Genomic DNA, 17,682 nt, shown 5'->3' on the forward strand with positions numbered 1-17,682 from the left:
CGTGTGAGTAAACGTCTATGTGGAAAGCATTACATCAACTGGCGATCCCCGAACGGCTATACGGCCTGTGCGGGCGCTGGATCCCGTGGCTGGCGACGCTGAGCGCGCTGCTGTTAGCGGTGGGGCTGGGCTGGGGCTTTGTCTATGCGCCCGCCGACTACCAGCAGGGGGAGAGCTATCGCATCATGTATCTTCACGTCCCGGCGGCGATGGGGTCAATGGGGATCTATGCCGCGATGGCCGCCGCGGCCTTCGTCGGCATGGTCTGGCAGGCCAAAATGGCCGACCTTAGCGTTGCGGCGCTGGCGCCGGTTGGCGCCGTCTGCACCTTTATCGCGCTGGTTAGCGGCGCCGCGTGGGGCAAGCCGATGTGGGGAACCTGGTGGATCTGGGATGCCCGTCTGACCTCTGAGCTGGTGCTGCTGTTTATTTATGGCGGCATTATTGCCCTCTGGCACGCCTTCGACGATCGCCGCCTGGCGGGACGCGCCGCCGGGATCCTCGTGCTGGTCGGGGCGGTCAATCTGCCGATCGTTCACTATTCGGTCATCTGGTGGAACACCCTGCATCAGGGGTCGACCAATATGCAGCAGAGCATTGACCCCAGCATGCGCCTGCCGCTGCGCATCTGCATGCTCGGCCTGCTGTGCCTGGTTATTACCCTGACGCTGATGCGCCTGCGCAATCTGATCCTGCGCCAGGAACGCCGCCGCCCGTGGGTGGCGGCGTTGGTGAATAAAGGAGCCTCGAAATGAGTCCCGCTTTTTCCTCCTTCGCCGCGTTTCTGGCGATGGGCGGCTACGCGCCGTACGTCTGGCTGGCCGTCGCCGCCGCGCTGGCGGGCTTTGGCCTGCTGACGGCGCATACCCTGTGGCAGCGCCGGGCGCTGTTCAGTGAAGTTCGGCGCCAGCAGGCCCGCGACCGGCGGGTTGCCGCCGCGCGCGTCCGTGACCGGGAGGCCGCAGATGCAGACGCGTCGTAAGAACCGCCTCTATATCGTGCTGGCGGTGGCGGCCGGGCTGGGGCTCGCCGTCAGCCTGACGCTGTACGCCCTGAGCGCCAACATCGACCTGTTCTATACCCCCGGAGAGATTATCTATGGCAAGACGGAAACCCATGAGAAGCCGCACGTCGGGCAGCGCCTGCGCATCGGCGGCTACGTTCAGCCGGGCAGCGTCAGGCGCAATGCGCAAACCCTGGACGTCAGCTTTACGCTGTATGACGCCCGCGGCGCGGTTGAGGTGAGCTATCGCGGCATTCTGCCGGATCTGTTTCGCGAGGGGCAGGGCGTGGTTGCCCAGGGCGAGCTGGATTCCCCCCGGCACATCATCGCCCGCCAGGTGCTGGCAAAGCACGATGAAAACTACACGCCGCCGGAGGTAAAGGACGCCATGAGTCCCGTGAATAAGGAGAGCCAGCCATGATGCCGGAGCTGGGCAACTATCTGCTGTGCCTCGCGGCGGGCCTGGCCCTGCTGCTGAGCGTCTATCCGCTGTGGGGCGCTTCGCGTCAGGATCGGCGCATGATGGCGCTGGCCCGCCCGCTGGCCTGCGCGCTGTTTTTCTGCATCGTCGGCGCCTTTCTGCTGCTGGTGCACGCCTTCGTGGTTAACGATTTTACCGTGCGCTACGTGGCGGAAAACTCCAACAGCGCGCTGCCGGTGTGGTATCGGGTGGCCGCGACCTGGGGCGCCCACGAGGGCTCCCTGCTGCTGTGGGTGCTGCTGCTGAGCGTCTGGACCTTTGCGGTGGCGCTGCTGAGGCGCCGCATGCCGCTCGACGCCGTCGCCAGAGTGCTGGCGGTGATGGGGATGATCGCCTTCGGCTTTCTGCTGTTTATTCTGCTCACCTCCAACCCCTTCACCCGCACGCTGCCGCTGTATCCCATCGATGGCCGGGACCTTAATCCGCTGCTGCAGGATATCGGCATGATCTTCCATCCGCCGATCCTCTATATGGGCTACGTGGGATTCTCGGTGGCCTTTGCTTTCGCCATCGCGTCGCTGCTGGCCGGGCGGCTGGATACGGCGTGGGCGCGCTGGTCGCGGCCGTGGACCCAGGCGGCGTGGGTTTTCCTGACCCTTGGCATCGTCCTCGGGTCGGCGTGGGCCTACTACGAGCTGGGCTGGGGCGGCTGGTGGTTCTGGGACCCGGTGGAGAACGCCTCCTTTATGCCGTGGCTGGTCGGCACCGCGCTGCTGCACTCGCTGGCGGTAACGGAAAAACGCGGCAGCTTCCGCGCCTGGACCGTACTGCTGGCGATCTCCGCCTTTTCGCTGTGCCTGCTGGGGACCTTCCTGGTGCGTTCCGGGGTGCTGGTCTCGGTCCACGCCTTCGCCTCCGACCCGACGCGCGGGCTGTTTATTCTCGCGCTGCTGGTCATTGCCATCGGCGGATCGCTGCTGCTGTACGCCATTAAGGGCGGACGGGTGCGGGCGCGCGTTGAGCATTCGCTGTGGTCGCGGGAGTCGTTCCTGCTGAGCAACAATATTCTGCTGATTGCCGCCATGCTGGTGGTGCTGCTCGGAACGCTGCTGCCGCTGGTGCATAAAGAGCTGGGGCTGGGCAGCATTTCGATTGGCGAACCCTTCTTCAACACCATGTTTACCGCCCTGATGGCACCGTTTGCGCTGCTGCTGGGCATCGGGCCGCTGGTGCGCTGGCGACGCGACGCTGCGGCGAAACAGCTGAAGCGCGCGGCGGCTTCAGCGGTCGTCACCCTGCTGCTGGCGCTGCTGCTGCCGTGGCTGCTGGAGGACCGCATTGCGGCGATGGCGACGCTGGGCCTGATGATGGCTATCTGGGTGCTTATTTTCTCGCTGATCGAGGTACACGAACGCGCTACCCACCGGCACGGATTCTGGCGCGGGTTAAGGACGCTCTCGCGCAGCCAGTGGGGGATGGTGCTTGGCCACGTCGGCGTGGCGGTGACGGTTATCGGCATCGCGTTCAGCCAGAGCTACAGCGTGGAGCGCGACGTGCGAATGAAGGCCGGCGACAGCATTGATATCCACCGCTACCACTTCGTTTTCGCGGGCGTGCGCAACATCGTGGGCGCCAACTGGACCGGCGGCGAAGGGGTGATTCAGGTCACCCGCGGCGGGCGGCCGGAAGCCACGCTGTATGCGCAAAAGCGCTTCTACAGCGCCAGCCGGATGATGATGACCGAAGCGGCGATTAGCGGCGGGCTGACCCGCGACCTGTACGCCGCGCTGGGCGAGGAGCTGGGCGACGGCAGCTGGGCGGTGCGCCTCTACTACAAACCCTTCGTGCGCTGGATCTGGTACGGCGGCGTGCTGATGGCGCTCGGCGGCCTGTGCTGCATGCTCGACCCGCGCTACCGGCTGCGTAAAAAGCTGCAGGAGGCGCAATGATGAACCGCAGATGGCTTTTTCTCCCGCTGGCGCTGTTCCTGGCGCTGGCGGCGGCGCTGTGCTGGCAGCTGATGCGCAACGCCGACGGCGATGACCCGACGACGCTGGAGTCGGCGCTGGTGGGCAAACCGGTGCCGGAGTTTCGCCTCGAGGCGCTGAACGTCCCGGGCCAGCTCTACGATCGCTCGGTGCTGGTCAGCGGCGGGCCGCTGCTGCTCAACGTCTGGGCGACCTGGTGCCCGACCTGTCGCGCCGAGCATCAGTTCCTTAACGGCCTGGCACAGCAGGGGGTACGCGTGGTGGGGCTGAACTACAAAGACGACCGCCGCAAAGCGGTGAGCTGGCTCGATAGCCTCGGCAATCCGTACGCCATCAGCCTGTTCGACGGCAGCGGCATGCTGGGGCTGGACCTCGGCGTTTACGGCGCGCCGGAGACCTTTCTGATCGACGGCCGGGGAATTATCCGCTGGCGGCACGCGGGGGATCTTAACGAGCGGGTCTGGCGCGAGCAGCTGCGGCCGCTGTGGGAGAAATATCGCCGGGAGTCGACCCCATGAAGCGCCTGCTGAGCGCCGTGATGGCGCTGCTGCTGTCGGGCAGCGCGCTGGGAGCCATTGATACCTGGCAGTTTAAAAACGAGGCCCAGGAGCAGGCGTTTCGCGAGGTGACCTCCCAGCTGCGCTGTCCGAAATGCCAGAACAACAGCATCGCGGATTCGAATGCGATGATCGCCGCCGATATGCGGCTTAAGGTCTACGAGCTGCAGCAGCAGGGGCAGAGCAAGGAGCAGATCGTCGCCTATATGGTGGCCCGCTATGGCAGCTTCGTCAGCTATGAGCCGCCGCTGACGGCGGGGACGATCCTGCTGTGGCTGATCCCCGGGCTGTTTGTGATTGCGGGCGCCGGGCTGCTGGTGGCGCGCGCCAGGCGTCGCGATACCGCCGATGCAGCGCTGAGTGAACAAGAGCGCCAGCGCCTGGCGGCGTTACTGAAAAAAGGAAATGATGCATGACTGCGTTCTTAATCGTTGCCGCGCTGCTGCTGGCCGGCACCCTCGCGCTGCTCTATCTGCCCTGGCAGGAGAAAGGGGCGATGGACCGGGATCGGCTTAACCGGGCGCTCTACCGCTCGCGCCTGGAGGAGCTGGAGCAGGAAAACGGCGCTCACCGCGAGGCGCTGGTGGTGGAGCTGCAGCGCACGCTGCTGGCGGATATCCCGGAGTCAGACGCCCGCGTTCCCCGGCCCCTTGGCCGCCGGGTGCTGCTGCCGGGAGCGCTGGCGCTGGTCTGCCTCAGCGGCGGCCTGTTTCTTAAAACCAGCGATTTCGGCCAGGTGATGCTCTGGCAGCAGGCGCAGCGCCACTATCCGGCCCTGCTGCAGCAGGTGCAAGACCCCGCCGCGGCGCCGTTGCGGATGGATGAGATCGCCGAGCTTCGGCTGGGGCTGCGCAGCCGGCTGCAGGATAATCCGCAGGATCTCGCCGGCTGGCAGCTGCTGGGGCGTATCGGCCTGTTGCTGAACGACGGCGAGACGGCGATCGGCGCGTTTGCCCGCGCCCATCGGCTGTCGGCGGACGACCCGGCGGCGACCTTCGACTACGCCAGCGCTCTGGTGCGGGCGGGGGATAGCGGGCAGATGCGGATGGGGGAGCTGCTGCTGCGCGAGCTGCATCAGCGGCAGCCGCGGAGTCTGCCGGTGCTGGAGATGCTGGCGCTGAGCGCGGTACGAAACGAGGATTATCCTCAGGCGGTTGAGGCGCTGCAGGCGCTGCTGGGACTGTTGCCGCCGGGGGATGCCCGGCGTCGGGCGATTGAGGGGGAGCTGGCGCAGGCGCAGGGGCGGGCGCCGTAGGCTGGCGGGGGGGCTCTCACACTCCGTGGAATATTCCACGTACGCCTGGAGACTCAGCATTCCAACTTTCCAACAATAAAAATTGTCGCTGGAAAAACCTCCAGCAATGGTATCGCGACTGAATGACAACGGGCTGGCAGCGAGGGGGTTAAGGCGCATCAAGAAAACTGGCGGGAACGCAGGCGCGCATCCAGGACTGGCCGCCAGGACGGCGGCCAGAGAGGCAGGTCGAGACAGGGACGTCGAGTCCTGCCCGGTCCGCCAGATGAAGCCGGAGTGGAGCGTACCGCGCAGCGGCAGTTTTCAGCGCCATGCCGGGGGCCACGGGGGGCGGGCGAAACGCCCCCCGTGCCGTTCACCCGCAGCGGGTGTGAGAAAAACCCCGGACTCATCGTGAACGGAATATTCCACGGCAGTGAAAAGGAACATTCCACCAAATGTGGGCGGATCAATCTCCCCGAATATGAACGGCCCCCACTACAGTGAACGCAATAATGTGCCGGGAATGTTCTGTGGAAGATTGGACAGGGCTGATTTGTTTGCACTTGCGGTGGGATGGGGCATAAAAAGGCCCCTGCGTTAGGGCAGGGGCAAGGCATGTCAGAGCTTAATATTATTAGTTGAATACCACGATTAGTTGAATACCATGCCGCCGTCGATCAGCAGCGATTGGCCGGTCATATAGTCGGAATCCGGGCCGGCGAGAAACGACACGCAGGCGGCGACGTCTTCAGGCTCCGACAGGCGGCCGAGGGTGATGCGTTTGGCAAACTCTGCCGTACCGTAGCCCAGCGGTTTGCCCGCCGCTTCCGAGACCTGACGGTCAATCTCCGCCCACATTGGCGTCTTAACGATCCCCGGGCAGTAGCCGTTAACGGTGATGCCCAGCGGCGCCAGATCGCGGGCGGCGGTTTGCGTCAGGCCGCGCACGGCGAATTTACTCGAGCTGTAGACCGCCAGCTCCGGGTTGCCGACGTGGCCGGCCTGGGAGCAGGCGTTGACGATCTTCCCGCCGTGCCCCTCTTTTTTGAAGGCCTCGACCGCTGCCTGCATCCCCCAGATGACGCCCTTAACGTTGATGTTATAGACCCGATCAACGGTCTCCTCGGTGATGGACTCGATCGGCGTTGACGGCGCGATGCCGGCGTTGTTGATGATAACGTCGAATCCGCCCAGGGCTTTACGCGCCTGCTCAACGGCGGCGAAAACCTGGTCCCGGCGCGAGACGTCGACCTTAATGGCCACCGCGCGGCCGCCGGCCTGGTTGATTTCAGCGGCTACCGCTGCGGCCGTAGCGTCGTTGTAATCGGCGATTGCCACGGCAAATCCATCCTTCACCAGGCGCAGGGCGATAGCTTTACCGATGCCCTGACCGGCGCCGGTGACAAGTGCGACTTTTTCCATTTTCATTTCCTTTTGTAGTGACTCACAGTATTTGGCTGAGATGGAGCTGGCCCATCAGCAGAGGGTTATCGCGATAATCGACCGGAATGGCGACGACCGCCGGGCCGTCGACGTCCATCGCCGCGCGCAGGGTCGGCTCCAGGGCGTCGGCGCTCTCTACCGCGAACCCCCTGGCCCCGAAGGCTTCGGCGTAGACTTTGAAATCGACCGGGCCGAACTCTACGCCGGAGAGGCGCTGATATTTTTTCTGTTCCTGAATCGCCACCATGTTGTAGCCGTTATCGACCCAGATGATGTGCAGAATATTGGCGTGCAGGCGCACGGCGGTCTCCAGCTCCATGCTCGACTGCAGGAAGCCGCCATCGCCGGACACCGAGACCACCTTGCGCTGCGGATTGACCAGCCACGCGCCGATTGCCCACGGCAGCGCGACGCCCATCGTTTGCTGACCGTTGGAGATCATCACCTGGCGGGCGCGGAAGCTGTAGAGGTAGCGGGCAATCCAGATATGGAAACTGCCCATATCAACGGTCAAGGTGACGTCGCTGTTGACGATATCCTGCATCGCCCGCACGATGCGCAGCGGGTGGAGCGCAAACTGATTCAGCTGCGCCCCGCGGCGGTCAAGCAGCTCCCGCTGGCGCTGGCGGTCGGCGAGGATGTCCGCCGCCTGCGGGGTCAACACCAGCCGATGCTCAATGCGCTGGCTCAGCTTCTCGAGGGTGCCGGCGATGTCGCCCACCAGCTCGATATCCGGGACGTAGTTCCGCTCTTCGTAGGCCGGCAGCACGTCGATATGCACCAGGGTTGCCGTGCCGCTGTTCCACATCGCCGGTTCGTACTCAACCGGGCTATAGCCGATGCAGATGATCAGGTCCGCCTGACGCAGCAGGCGATCGCCCGCCTGGTTATTAAACAGACCTACCCGGCCGGCGAAGCGGGTGAAGTTATCCTGATTCACCGCCCCGGCGGCCTGATAGGTGCTGGTGACCGGAATATGGCTTTTTTCCAGCAGGCGGTGCAGGGCGCGGCTGCTTTCCGGCTGGCTGGCCATCAGCCCGAGCAGGAAGACAGGATTCTTCGCCGCGGCGATCGCCTGCGCCACGCCGTCAACGGCGCCATCCGGCGCGGCGCCCATCTGCGGCGCTCTGCTGGCGGGCAGCGTGCTGCCATGGGTGGGGCCGTCGACGATATCCTGCGGCAGGCTGACAAACGCGCTCCCCGGACGCCCCTGTTCGGCGGCGCGAAAGGCGTTGGAGACCACCTCGGCCAGCGCGTCGGCGGCGGTCACCTCGACGGCGTATTTGGTGACCGGGCTGAACATCGCCACGGTGTCCATGCTTTGGTGAACCAGCTTGGCCTTATCCGCGCGCTTCACCGCGCCGCCCAGAGCCACCACCGGGTCGCCTTCGCTATTGGCGGTGGCCATGCCGGTAATCAGGTTTGAGCAGCCGGGACCTGAGGTGACCAGCGCGACGCCCGCTTTACCGGTGATCCGCCCAACCGCCGCGGCCATAAAGGCGGCGTTGGCCTCGTGGCGTACCGGAATGATGCGGATTGAGGAGTCGAGGAGGGAATCAAACACCTTGTCGATTTTGGCACCGGGGATGCCGAAGACCTGGCGTACGCCCTGGGCCTCAAGCTGGCTGACGATGAGGTCGGCACCGTGGGCCCACTGACGTTCGTGACGCGGTTTGTCCATCTGAAGCTCCTTAGTTTTCTACCGCACGAATGGCGGCATCGAGATTGTCAGGATGCAGGTCGGCCTGCAGGAAAGCGCTGTCGGCCGGGAGGTCAATCATCAGCTTGTGGATCTCGCCGAAGGTCAGCACGCCGCTATCGAGCTGGTAGTCCAGCAGATGGCCGCCTCCCTGGCGATCGTCGGTAATAAAGTGCTCGTGGTAGCCGGCAACGTTGAGGCCCTGCATATGCTGCGGGGTGCGAAAGCCGACCAGCGTCCCCTTGCGCTGGTTGAAGCGGAAAACCGGCTGGTCATCCAGCACGTCGGTCATCGCCCGATAGGGCGGCGTCTGCCGCGGCACGGTGCGGGTGTGGGCGTGACGAAAGTGGCCATCAATATGCAGAGCGCAGAACAGATTATCGGAGGGGATTTGCCGGTTGATAACGTCGTGCAGCTGCTGGCGGCTGACCGGGTGGTCAAAGGTTTTACGGTACTGCGGTCGGAACCAGGTCATCACCGCGAAGGGCGTTTTTTGATCCGCCCGGGCTTTACGCGCGCTGCCGTCGGCGCGCAGCTGGTAGACCTCGCTGCTAAAGGCAATCAGTTCACCATCGAGTTCGTTAAAGGTCCCGAGGCCGAAGTCGCCGTGGGTGAGCAGGTCGGCGATGGTGGTGCTCCCCTCATAGACGCCGCTCAGCAGCGCGCTCATCAGAGAGGTCTGATAGATAACGCTATCAGGATGGTGGGCAGAGAAGCCGCGTACGGTTTCGCACAGGCTCTCCTGGCAGGTGCATTCAGGATAATGATTCACAATCCACTTCCTCGTTCAACAAATATAAGAAAGATTAAATAAATGTTGACCCGATTCAGCTCACAGTTCCAATATAGAATCCATGCTGGTTTGAGACGTTTTCGATATGGAACTTCGCTATTTACGTTATTTTGTCGCCGTTGCCGAGGCGCGGAACTTCACCCGGGCGGCCCACGATCTTGGGATTTCTCAGCCGCCGTTAAGTCAGCAAATTCAGAGGCTTGAGCGCGAAATAGGGACCCCGCTGCTGCGCCGTTTGACGCGAGGGGTTGAGCTGACGGAGGCCGGGGAGTCGTTCTACGTCGACGCCTGTCAGATCCTCGCCTTAAGCGATGCGGCGCTGGAAAAAACCAAGGGGATTGCGCGGGGCATGAACGGTAGCCTGGTGCCGGGGATCACCAGTTCAGCAGCTTTTCATTCGCAGATTTTCTCTTTGCTGTACCAGTTTCAGCAGCGCTATCCGTCGGTGGCCCTGCGCCAGGTCGAAGGCAATATGGCGACGCTGATGCACGCCCTGGGCGAGGCGGAGCTGGATATCGCCTTTGTGCGCCTGCCGTGTGAAAGCAGCAAGGCGTTTAATTTGCGCATTATTGCCGAGGAGCCGATGGTTATCGCGCTGCATCGCTCGCACCCGCTCTCCGGGGAAAGCGCGCTTTCTCTGGCGCAGCTGAGCGACGCGGTACCGGTTATTTTCCCGCCGGAGGTCGCGCCGGGGCTCTACGAGCAGGTTTATGATAGCTGCCGGCGTGCCGGGGTCGATATGAGCCGCGCCAGGCAATCTTCACAGCTCTCGTCTTCCATTAGCATGGTGGACGCGGGCTTCGGCTTTGCGCTGGTGCCTCAGTCGATGACCTGTATTCGCCACCCCAACGTCACCTGGCATCCCCTGCTGGACGCGGCGCTGAAGACCGAGATCGCCATCGCGTGGCGGCGTTTTGAACGCTCGCGGACGGTAAAGCGTTTTCTGGAGATGTTTTAGGCGAGAGCAGGGCTAGCAGGTATAGACGTTTGCCGCGGTTGGCCCGCGCAGGCCGTTAACCCGACGAAACTCAACGCGAATACCGGGCGTCATTGGCGTGGACTCGTTGGGGGATAATGCGGAAATATGAACCTGAACGTCTTTACGACCGTCGGAAGGGACGATAAGGCCTCTGCCGGTTTTATTATCAAAGCTTTTGACAATGCCTGTCATTTTTTGGAACAAATAAACTCCTGGTAAAAACAGGAATGCGATAACCTGGGTTATGCAAAGAAATACAATATTGAACTATTTAAAACCCGCCGGAGTGCGGGTTTTCTATTTGCCTGAACGGAATAAAACCGATTGTCTCATTCGACCCAATAATAAGAATTATCTAAATAACGGGGCAAGGCACAATCAGCGTCGGGCATTTAGGGATTAGGCGGCGTTTCTGGGTGATGACTGGAAGAGTTTGTGGCAGTAAGGGCAGATGAGCTGGGCGCCTTTTTGTACTCGGCTAAAGCTATGTTCTGATTCCTGGGAGCAGTTAGGGCAGGAGCATTTTACAAGGTAATTACGGCGAGTTTTCGAGTCTTTTCGATCTGACATATGATTTTTTCCTGATGTAATGGCCGGCAACCATACATCATTCTGCTATCAATAGCTCGAAATGATTTCGCCGCGGGCAAATAAGCGTCTGATTGGTCAAGGCTATTTACGCAATCCCGGCGGGGCGGGAGGACGATGCGGCAGCCGCGTCCTCCGCCCCGCGACGGCTATTGCGCGACCCAGCCGCCGTCCATATTCCACGCGGCGCCGCGCACCTGGGCGGCGGCATCGCTGCACAGGAATAGCGCCATCTCCCCCAGCTGCTCCGGGGTAACGAACTCGCCGGAGGGCTGCTTTTCGGCCACCAGCTGCTCTCTGGCCAGCTGCGGGTCCGTGCCTTCGGCGATGCGTCGGTCGATCTGCTGCTGCACCAGCGGGGTCAGCACCCAGCCGGGGCAGATTGCATTGCAGGTGATGCCGGTTCTGGCGGTCTCCAGCGCCAGGGTTTTGGTCAAGCCGATGGCTCCGTGCTTGGCCGCCACGTAGGCCGACTTATCCTTAGAGGCTACCAGACCGTGCACCGAGGCGATGTTGATAATGCGTCCCCAGTTGCGTTCGCGCATGCGCGGCAGCGCCAGCCGGCTGGTGTGGAAAATGCTCGACAGGTTAATGGCGAGAATATCGTCCCATTTCTCGACGGCGAAGGACTCGACCGGCGCGACGTGCTGAATACCGGCGTTGTTAACGACGATATCGACGCCGCCAAACTCGCGTTCGGCCCAGGCGAACATCGCTTCGATTTGGCCTACGTCGCGCAGGTCGGCGTCGTGGTAGCCCGGCGCGAGCCCCAGCTGCGCGACCTCGGCGCAGGCGGCCTGGCTATCGCCAAAGCCGTTGAGGAGGGTCTGCGCTCCGGCTTTCGCCAGCACCCGGGCGATCCCTAAACCAATGCCGCTCGTTGAGCCGGTGATCAGCGCGACTTTACCTTGAAGATTCATCTTATTTTCCTTAGCGTTACCGGTTAAACGTTGTCAGTTACACGATACCGGTTAAATAGAAGACGGCAATCACGAACAGGACCGCCAGGCTCTTAATCACGGTGATGGCGAAGATCCCGCCGTAGGCCTGGCGGTGGCTGAGTCCGGTGATGGCGAGCAGCGTAATGACCGCGCCGTTGTGCGGCAGCGTATCCATCCCGCCGCTGGCCATTGAGGCCACGCGGTGCAGCACCTCAAGCGGAATGTTAGCGGCGTGCGCGGCGGCGATAAAGGTATCCGACATCGCCGCCAGCGCGATGCTCATCCCCCCGGAGGCCGAACCGGTGATCCCGGCCAGCACCGTGACGCTGATCGCTTCGTTCAGCAGCGGATTGGGGATCGCGGTCAGCGCTTTTGACAGCACCAGAAACCCCGGCAGGGCGGCAATGACCGCGCCGAAGCCATATTCCGAAGCGGTATTCATGGCCGCAAGAATGGCCCCGCTCACCGCCGTCCGGCTGCCTTCGGCGAGGCGGCCGCGAATGTTGCGAAAGCCGAACAGCAGCACCACTAAAATGCCGGAAAGCAGGGCGGCTTCCACCGCCCAGATGGCGGTGATTTTGCCGGTCTCGGTGATGATAGGCTTCGCCAGGCCCGGCAGGCTCAGCTCGTGGGTCGGGCCGTACCACTGCGGGATCCAGCGGGTAAACAGCAGGTTCAGCACGCCCACCAGCAGCAGCGGCGCAATCGCAATCAGCGGATGGGGGAGGTTAATATTGTCAGGCGTTTCCGGCTCATTTTGCAGATCCGTCCCGTAGCCTTCGCCGCGAGCCTGCGCCCTGCGGCGCTGGCGATCCAGCCACAGCAGGCCAAAGATAATAATAAACAGCGATCCAATCAGCCCGAGCCACGGCGCGGCCCAGGCGTTGGTGCCGAAAAAGCTGGTCGGAATAATGTTCTGAATCTGCGGCGTGCCGGGCAGGGCGTCCATGGTGAAGGAGAAGGCGCCCAGCGCGACGGTAGCCGGGATCAGCCGCTTGGGGATCCCGCTCTGGCGGAACAGCTCTGCGGCAAAGGGATAGACCGCAAAGGCCACCACAAACAGCGACACGCCGCCGTAGGTCAGCAGCGCACAGACCAGCACGATGACCGGAATGGCGTGACGGCGGCCGAGCAGCCGGATCGCCGCGGCGACTATAGAGCGCGAGAAGCCCGAAAGCTCAATCAGCTTGCCGAACACCGCCCCCAGCAGAAACACCGGGAAGTAAAGCTTCACAAAACCGACCATTTTTTCCATAAACAGCCCGGTAAAGGTCGGGCCGACGGCGCTCGGATCGGTGAGCAGTACCGCACCAAGGGCGGCGATCGGGGCGAAGAGGATAACGCTATATCCTCGGTAGGCGGCCAGCATCAGTAGCGCCAGCGCGGCCAGGGCAATCAAAACACTCATCACGACTCCTCACTCTCATTGTTATTGTTGGGTACAGTACGAGAAGTTACGGTTTCAGGGCGTGGCGCAGCAGGTGCTCCCGGCGCGACTGAATACGGGCGTTGCGCGCCTCATCCCAGCGGTAAAAGCCTTGCCCGCTGCGGGCGCCGGTCTCGCCCCTGGCGACCTTTTCCGTCACCAGCTCCATCATCTGCGACCCGCTGGCGAGCTCCGGCAGCAGGTGCTGACAAATATCCTTGACCGTTGCCAGCCCGGTCATATCCGCGGCCTCAAGCGGGCCAACCATCGCGTAGCGGCGGCCGAGCGAGGAGCGCATCACCCGGTCCACCACCTCCGGCGAGGCGATCCCGCTTTGCACGATGTGCAGCGCCTCGCGCAGCAGGGCAAACTGCAGGCGGTTGCCGACGAAGCCCGGCGCGGCGCGGTTGAGCACCACCGCCTCCAGCCCGGTTGCGGATAAAAAGTCGCTCACCTGCAGCGGCAGCTCCGGGCGGGTGGCGCTGCCGGGAACCACCTCGACGAGCGGAATAAAATGCGGCGGGTGCCAGAAATGGGCGATCAGCAGGCGCTGCGGATGCTTCATCCCCTGCGCCAGCCGATCCGGCGGCAGGCCGCTGGTATTGCTGGCAATCACCGCATCGTCGGCGATCAGCGCCTCAAGCTGCGCGTACAGGGCGTGCTTAAGCGGCAGGCGCTCCGGAATCGCCTCAATCAGCAGGGTGCAATCCGCCACGTCGCTCAGCGCGGTGGTGCCGCAGAGGTTGCCCAGCGCCGCGGCGCGGTTGGCGTCGTCGAACTGCCCGGCATCCTGCAGTTCGTTAAGAATGGCGCTGGCGACGGCGGCAATTTCGGCGATCCGCGCAGGATCGGTGTCGTAGATCCGCACCCGATGGCCGTGGCGGGCAAAGTGGCAGGCAATGCCGACGCCCATCAGCCCGCTGCCGAGTACCGCGATGTTTGGTTCATTCATGATGCCTCCCGTTCACGTTCAATGGTCATGGCGATGCCCTGTCCGCCGCCGACGCAGAGGGTTGCCAGCCCTTTACTGACGCCGCGCCGCTGCATCTCATACAGCAGGGTCACCAGAATGCGGCAGCCGGAGGCGCCGATGGGGTGGCCGAGGGCGATGGCGCCGCCGTTGACGTTCACCTTCCGGCTGTCCCAGCCCAGCGCCTCGCCGACGGCCAGCGCCTGCACGGCGAAGGCTTCGTTGGCTTCAATTAAATCGACCTCATCCAGCGTCCATCCGGCGCGCGCAAGCGCCAGCCGACAGGCGCTAACCGGGCCTATTCCCATCACCGCCGGGTCAACGCCGGCGACGGCGGAGCTGACGATTTTGCCGAGCACCGGCAGCCCCAGCTCGCGGGCTTTATCGGCGCTCATCAGCAGCACCGCCGCCGCGCCGTCGTTTAGTGAAGAGGCGTTGCCGGCGGTGACGCTGCCGTCCTGCGGGCGAAAGGCCGGGCGCAGCTGCGCCAGCTGCTCTTCGCTGGTATCCGGGCGCGGTTGCTCGTCGTGCTCAACCCGCCGCAGCGCCTTTTTGCCCTGGCTGACGCTGACGGGGACAATTTCATCGTCAAAGCGGCCCGCTTCGATGGCCGCCGCCGCCTTTTGCTGCGAGCAGGCGGCGAAGGCGTCCTGGCGCTGGCGGGTAATGGCGAATTCGTCGGCGAGGTTTTCGGCGGTGATGCCCATGTGGTAGTCGTTGAAGGCGTCCCACAGGCCGTCCTGGATCATGCTGTCGAGCAGGGTGGTGTGGCCGAAGCGCAGCCCGGCGCGGGCGCCATCCACCAGATACGCCGCGTTGCTCATGCTTTCCTGGCCGCCGGCGATGACGATTTCCGCGTCGCCGCAGCGGATGGCCTGGGCCGCCTGCTGAACGGCCTTCAGCCCGGAGCCGCAGACCAGGTTCACCGTCACCGCCGGGGTATCAACCGACAGCCCGGCCCGCAGCGCCGTCTGGCGCGCCGGGTTTTGTCCGCAGCCGGCGGTAAGCACCTGGCCGAAAATAAGCTCATCGACCGCATCCGCCGGGAGCTGGCTACGGGCCAGCAGGCCGCGCACGACCTCAACGCCGAGATCCACCGCGGAAAGCGTGGCGAAGGCGCCGCGAAAGCTGCCGACCGGCGTTCTGGCGGCGCTGACAATCACAACCTCTTGCATAGGGATCTCCTCAGTTGAAGCGCATTTCGCGCACGTCGTCAGGGACGATCAGGCGGCCGGCGGTTTTGCTGACAATCTCCGCGACGCTGACGCCCGGGGCGCATTCGCGCAGCACAAATGCCCCGTCGATAATCTCCAGCAGGGCGAGGTCGGTCAGCACCCGCTGAATGCAGCCGACGCCGGTGAGCGGCAGGGTGCACTGCGGCAGCAGCTTGGATTCGCCATCCTTTGAGGCGTGGGTCATCACCACGATGATGTTCTGCGCCCCGGCCACCAGGTCCATCGCTCCGCCCATGCCCTTGACCATTTTCCCGGGGATCATCCACGAGGCAATATTGCCCTGCACGTCCACTTCGAAGGCGCCGAGCACGGTCAGGTCGACGTGGCCGCCGCGGATCATGGCGAAGGACTGCGCGGAGTCAAAAATTGCCGCGCCGACGCGGGCGGTGACGGTCTGTTTACCGGCGTTAATCATGTCGGCGTCGAGCTGCTCTTCCAGCGGAAAGCCGCCCATGCCGAGCAGGCCATTTTCAGATTGCAGCATCACGTCGATGCCGTCGGGGATGTAGTTGGCGACCAGCGTCGGGATGCCGATACCGAGGTTGACGTAGTCGCCGTCGCGCAGCTCCCGGGCGACGCGCATCGCCATTTGTTCACGAGTCAGCATAGTCAGAGGTCCCCCGCGCGCAGCGTGCGCTGCTCAATACGTTTCTCAAAGTTACCGACGATCAGCCTGTCAACGTAGATGCCGGGAGTATGAATGGTGGCCGGCGGCAGTTCGCCTGGGGGGACAATCTCTTCCACTTCCACCACCGTAATGCGCCCGGCGGCGGCCATCAGCGGATTAAAGTTTTGCGCGGTGTGGCGATAGATAACGTTGCCGTACCAGTCGGCCTTCCAGCCCTTAATCAGGGCGAAATCGCCGCTAATGGCCTCTTCGAGGATGTAGTGCTTGCCGGCAAACTGGCGCACTTCTTTGCCTTCGGCCACCGACGTACCGTAGCCGGTGGCGGTATAAAACCCCGGAATACCGGCCCCGCCGGCGCGAATTTTCTCCGCCAGCGTGCCCTGGGGGGTGAGTTCGACGTCGAGCTCGCCGCTCAGCGCCTGCTGGGCAAAGAGCGCGTTTTCGCCCACGTAGGAGGCCACCACCTTGCGCACCTGGCGGCTCTCCAGCAGCATGCCGAGGCCAAAGCCGTCGACGCCGCAGTTATTTGACACCACCGTCAGGCCCCGCACCCCGCGGCGCTGCACTTCAGCGATGAGGTTTTCCGGGATCCCGCAGAGGCCAAAGCCGCCCGCCAGTACCGTCATTCCGTCGGTTAACCCTTCCAGCGCCGCTTCGTAGCTGGCGACGCGCTTATCCAGTCCTGCCATGTTTCACCTCTGCTGGCTTGCGATAGGGTTATCATTGGGGGCGAAGACTGATTTGTTAATTTTGAATTTGTGACCCACTCATTTGGTTTTTTTATTAATTTATTGTTAACTAAATTTTTTCAATTAGTTAACAGGATAAAAAATGAGAATGAGTGTCAAACAGTTACGCGCGTTTTTAGCGGTAGCTCACACTCTGAATTTCGCCCACGCCAGCGAGAGGCTGAATCTTTCCCAGCCGGCGCTCAGTTTGACGATCAAGGGGCTGGAAGAGGTTTTAGGCGGCCCTCTGCTGCAGCGCAGCACCCGTAAAGTGACGCTGACGCAGGAGGGCGAGATTTTTCTACCGATGGCCCGCCAGCTGCTGGCGGACTGGGATAACGCCGAAGAGGCGATGCGCCAGAGCTTTACCCTGCAGCGGGGAAAAATCTCCATCGCCGCGATGCCCTCCTTTGCCGCGAACGTGCTGCCCGAGGTGCTGAAAGCCTTCCGCGACCGCTATGCGGCGATTAACGTCACGGTTCACGACGTCATCAACGAACAGGTGATTGAAATGGTTCGCGAAGGGCGGGTGGAGATGGGCATCGCCTTTGAGCCCGCGCCGACCAACAACCTGCTTTTTACGCCCCTCGCGCTAGACCGCTTCGTGGCGATTGTGCCGAAAGAGTCCCCCTTAGCCGGTAAAAGCCACCTTTCGTGGCGCGAGCTGCTGACGCTGGATTTTATTACCCTCCAGCGGCCGTCGGCGGTGCGTCTGATGCTCGAGGAGGAGCTGGCGCGCAGCGGGCGTAAGCTCGACGTGGCGCTGGAGAGCCACCAGCTGGTCACGGTGGGGCGGATGGTCGCCAGCGGCCTCGGCGGCAGCGCGGTGCCGGCGCTGTGCCGCTCGCAGATGGCGGCGCTGGGGGCGGTGTGCCTGCCGCTGGATAACCCGCCGATTGAAAAATGCATCGGGGTGATCCACGCCGGACATATGCAGCTCTCAAAAGCGGCGCAGGCGCTGTTGGACACGCTGAAGGGTTTTCTGCCCGCCTGGCCGCCGGGACGGTATTTGCCGTAATGCTGAAGCAGGCCCGCAGCGCCGGCCC

General features: G+C 63.2%; 20 protein-coding genes. 9 read left to right on the forward strand and 11 right to left on the reverse strand.

Annotated features, from left to right (window positions below):
- Nucleotides 1–17 precede the first annotated feature (17 nt).
- From MMW58_RS12845 to ccmI, 7 genes are read left to right on the forward strand one after another with little or no spacing between them, the layout of a single operon-like run.
- Nucleotides 18–755 carry a heme ABC transporter permease gene (locus MMW58_RS12845; protein ID WP_241723531.1) on the forward strand — a complete coding sequence of 246 codons (738 nt, stop codon included), beginning with the start codon at nucleotides 18–20 and terminating at the stop codon, nucleotides 753–755.
- Nucleotides 752–982, forward strand: a complete 231-nt coding sequence (gene ccmD / locus MMW58_RS12850; protein WP_133598099.1) for a heme exporter protein CcmD — start codon at nucleotides 752–754, stop codon at nucleotides 980–982. Before MMW58_RS12845 ends, ccmD begins: the two co-directional genes overlap by 4 nt.
- Entirely contained in the window at nucleotides 966–1,424 is a 459-nt protein-coding gene (gene ccmE / locus MMW58_RS12855; RefSeq protein WP_128877987.1) for a cytochrome c maturation protein CcmE, read from the forward strand. The genes ccmD and ccmE overlap by 17 nt, the downstream gene beginning before the upstream one ends.
- The gene (locus tag MMW58_RS12860; RefSeq protein ID WP_241723532.1) at nucleotides 1,421–3,373 is read left to right on the forward strand and encodes a heme lyase CcmF/NrfE family subunit; all 1,953 of its coding nucleotides are present in this window, start codon (nucleotides 1,421–1,423) and stop codon (nucleotides 3,371–3,373) included. The genes ccmE and MMW58_RS12860 overlap by 4 nt, the downstream gene beginning before the upstream one ends.
- Nucleotides 3,373–3,930, forward strand: a complete 558-nt coding sequence (locus MMW58_RS12865) for a DsbE family thiol:disulfide interchange protein (RefSeq protein ID WP_241723720.1) — start codon at nucleotides 3,373–3,375, stop codon at nucleotides 3,928–3,930. Before MMW58_RS12860 ends, MMW58_RS12865 begins: the two co-directional genes overlap by 1 nt.
- Complete coding sequence (locus MMW58_RS12870; RefSeq protein WP_371822999.1) at nucleotides 3,927–4,385, forward strand: cytochrome c-type biogenesis protein; 459 nt, start codon at nucleotides 3,927–3,929, stop codon at nucleotides 4,383–4,385. The genes MMW58_RS12865 and MMW58_RS12870 overlap by 4 nt, the downstream gene beginning before the upstream one ends.
- Complete coding sequence (ccmI, locus tag MMW58_RS12875; protein WP_241723533.1) at nucleotides 4,382–5,224, forward strand: c-type cytochrome biogenesis protein CcmI; 843 nt, start codon at nucleotides 4,382–4,384, stop codon at nucleotides 5,222–5,224. The genes MMW58_RS12870 and ccmI overlap by 4 nt, the downstream gene beginning before the upstream one ends.
- A gap of 633 nt (nucleotides 5,225–5,857) precedes the next feature.
- On the opposite strand, the gene MMW58_RS12880 is transcribed toward ccmI, so the two are convergent.
- From MMW58_RS12880 to budA, 3 genes are read right to left on the reverse strand one after another with little or no spacing between them, the layout of a single operon-like run.
- The gene (locus MMW58_RS12880; RefSeq protein WP_159235825.1) at nucleotides 5,858–6,628 is read right to left on the reverse strand and encodes a (S)-acetoin forming diacetyl reductase; all 771 of its coding nucleotides are present in this window, start codon (nucleotides 6,626–6,628) and stop codon (nucleotides 5,858–5,860) included.
- A 22-nt stretch (nucleotides 6,629–6,650) separates the two neighbouring features.
- Nucleotides 6,651–8,330 (reverse strand): acetolactate synthase AlsS, encoded by a 1,680-nt coding sequence (gene alsS / locus MMW58_RS12885; protein ID WP_133598091.1) that lies wholly within the window; start codon nucleotides 8,328–8,330, stop codon nucleotides 6,651–6,653.
- 10 nt (nucleotides 8,331–8,340) lie between these two features.
- Nucleotides 8,341–9,120: an acetolactate decarboxylase gene (budA, locus tag MMW58_RS12890; RefSeq protein ID WP_045858713.1), complete on the reverse strand. Its 780-nt coding sequence runs from the start codon at nucleotides 9,118–9,120 to the stop codon at nucleotides 8,341–8,343.
- 106 nt (nucleotides 9,121–9,226) lie between these two features.
- Between budA and MMW58_RS12895 the strand changes: the two genes are divergently transcribed.
- Nucleotides 9,227–10,099 (forward strand): LysR family transcriptional regulator, encoded by an 873-nt coding sequence (locus MMW58_RS12895; protein WP_133598089.1) that lies wholly within the window; start codon nucleotides 9,227–9,229, stop codon nucleotides 10,097–10,099.
- A gap of 12 nt (nucleotides 10,100–10,111) precedes the next feature.
- Here MMW58_RS12895 and cspF read toward each other — a convergent pair whose 3' ends face one another.
- The 8 genes from cspF to MMW58_RS12935 form a co-directional block, all read right to left on the reverse strand.
- Entirely contained in the window at nucleotides 10,112–10,324 is a 213-nt protein-coding gene (gene cspF, locus MMW58_RS12900) for a cold shock-like protein CspF (RefSeq protein WP_133598088.1), read from the reverse strand.
- A gap of 195 nt (nucleotides 10,325–10,519) precedes the next feature.
- Nucleotides 10,520–10,690, reverse strand: a complete 171-nt coding sequence (locus MMW58_RS12905; protein ID WP_217698331.1) for a YnfU family zinc-binding protein — start codon at nucleotides 10,688–10,690, stop codon at nucleotides 10,520–10,522.
- Between the two features lie 167 nt (nucleotides 10,691–10,857).
- Nucleotides 10,858–11,628 (reverse strand): 3-hydroxybutyrate dehydrogenase, encoded by a 771-nt coding sequence (locus MMW58_RS12910; RefSeq protein WP_045858706.1) that lies wholly within the window; start codon nucleotides 11,626–11,628, stop codon nucleotides 10,858–10,860.
- Nucleotides 11,629–11,665: 37 nt separating this feature from the next.
- The gene (locus MMW58_RS12915; protein WP_208113309.1) at nucleotides 11,666–13,060 is read right to left on the reverse strand and encodes a GntP family permease; all 1,395 of its coding nucleotides are present in this window, start codon (nucleotides 13,058–13,060) and stop codon (nucleotides 11,666–11,668) included.
- A 43-nt stretch (nucleotides 13,061–13,103) separates the two neighbouring features.
- Nucleotides 13,104–14,027, reverse strand: coding sequence for a 3-hydroxyacyl-CoA dehydrogenase family protein (locus tag MMW58_RS12920; RefSeq protein ID WP_241723534.1), 924 nt, complete (start codon nucleotides 14,025–14,027; stop codon nucleotides 13,104–13,106).
- Nucleotides 14,024–15,220, reverse strand: a complete 1,197-nt coding sequence (locus tag MMW58_RS12925; protein ID WP_241723535.1) for an acetyl-CoA C-acetyltransferase — start codon at nucleotides 15,218–15,220, stop codon at nucleotides 14,024–14,026. The genes MMW58_RS12920 and MMW58_RS12925 overlap by 4 nt, the downstream gene beginning before the upstream one ends.
- Before the next feature lie 10 nt (nucleotides 15,221–15,230).
- Nucleotides 15,231–15,887 (reverse strand): CoA transferase subunit B, encoded by a 657-nt coding sequence (locus MMW58_RS12930; protein ID WP_241723536.1) that lies wholly within the window; start codon nucleotides 15,885–15,887, stop codon nucleotides 15,231–15,233.
- A gap of 2 nt (nucleotides 15,888–15,889) precedes the next feature.
- Nucleotides 15,890–16,597: a CoA transferase subunit A gene (locus tag MMW58_RS12935; RefSeq protein ID WP_241723537.1), complete on the reverse strand. Its 708-nt coding sequence runs from the start codon at nucleotides 16,595–16,597 to the stop codon at nucleotides 15,890–15,892.
- 142 nt (nucleotides 16,598–16,739) lie between these two features.
- Between MMW58_RS12935 and MMW58_RS12940 the strand changes: the two genes are divergently transcribed.
- A complete protein-coding gene (locus tag MMW58_RS12940; protein WP_166646146.1) occupies nucleotides 16,740–17,654 on the forward strand; it encodes a LysR family transcriptional regulator in 915 nt (304 codons plus the stop codon).
- The last annotated feature ends 28 nt before the right edge of the window (nucleotides 17,655–17,682 follow it).

The sequence above is a fragment of the Klebsiella sp. HC6 genome (assembly GCF_022605325.1).
Lineage (GTDB): Bacteria > Pseudomonadota > Gammaproteobacteria > Enterobacterales > Enterobacteriaceae > Klebsiella > Klebsiella terrigena.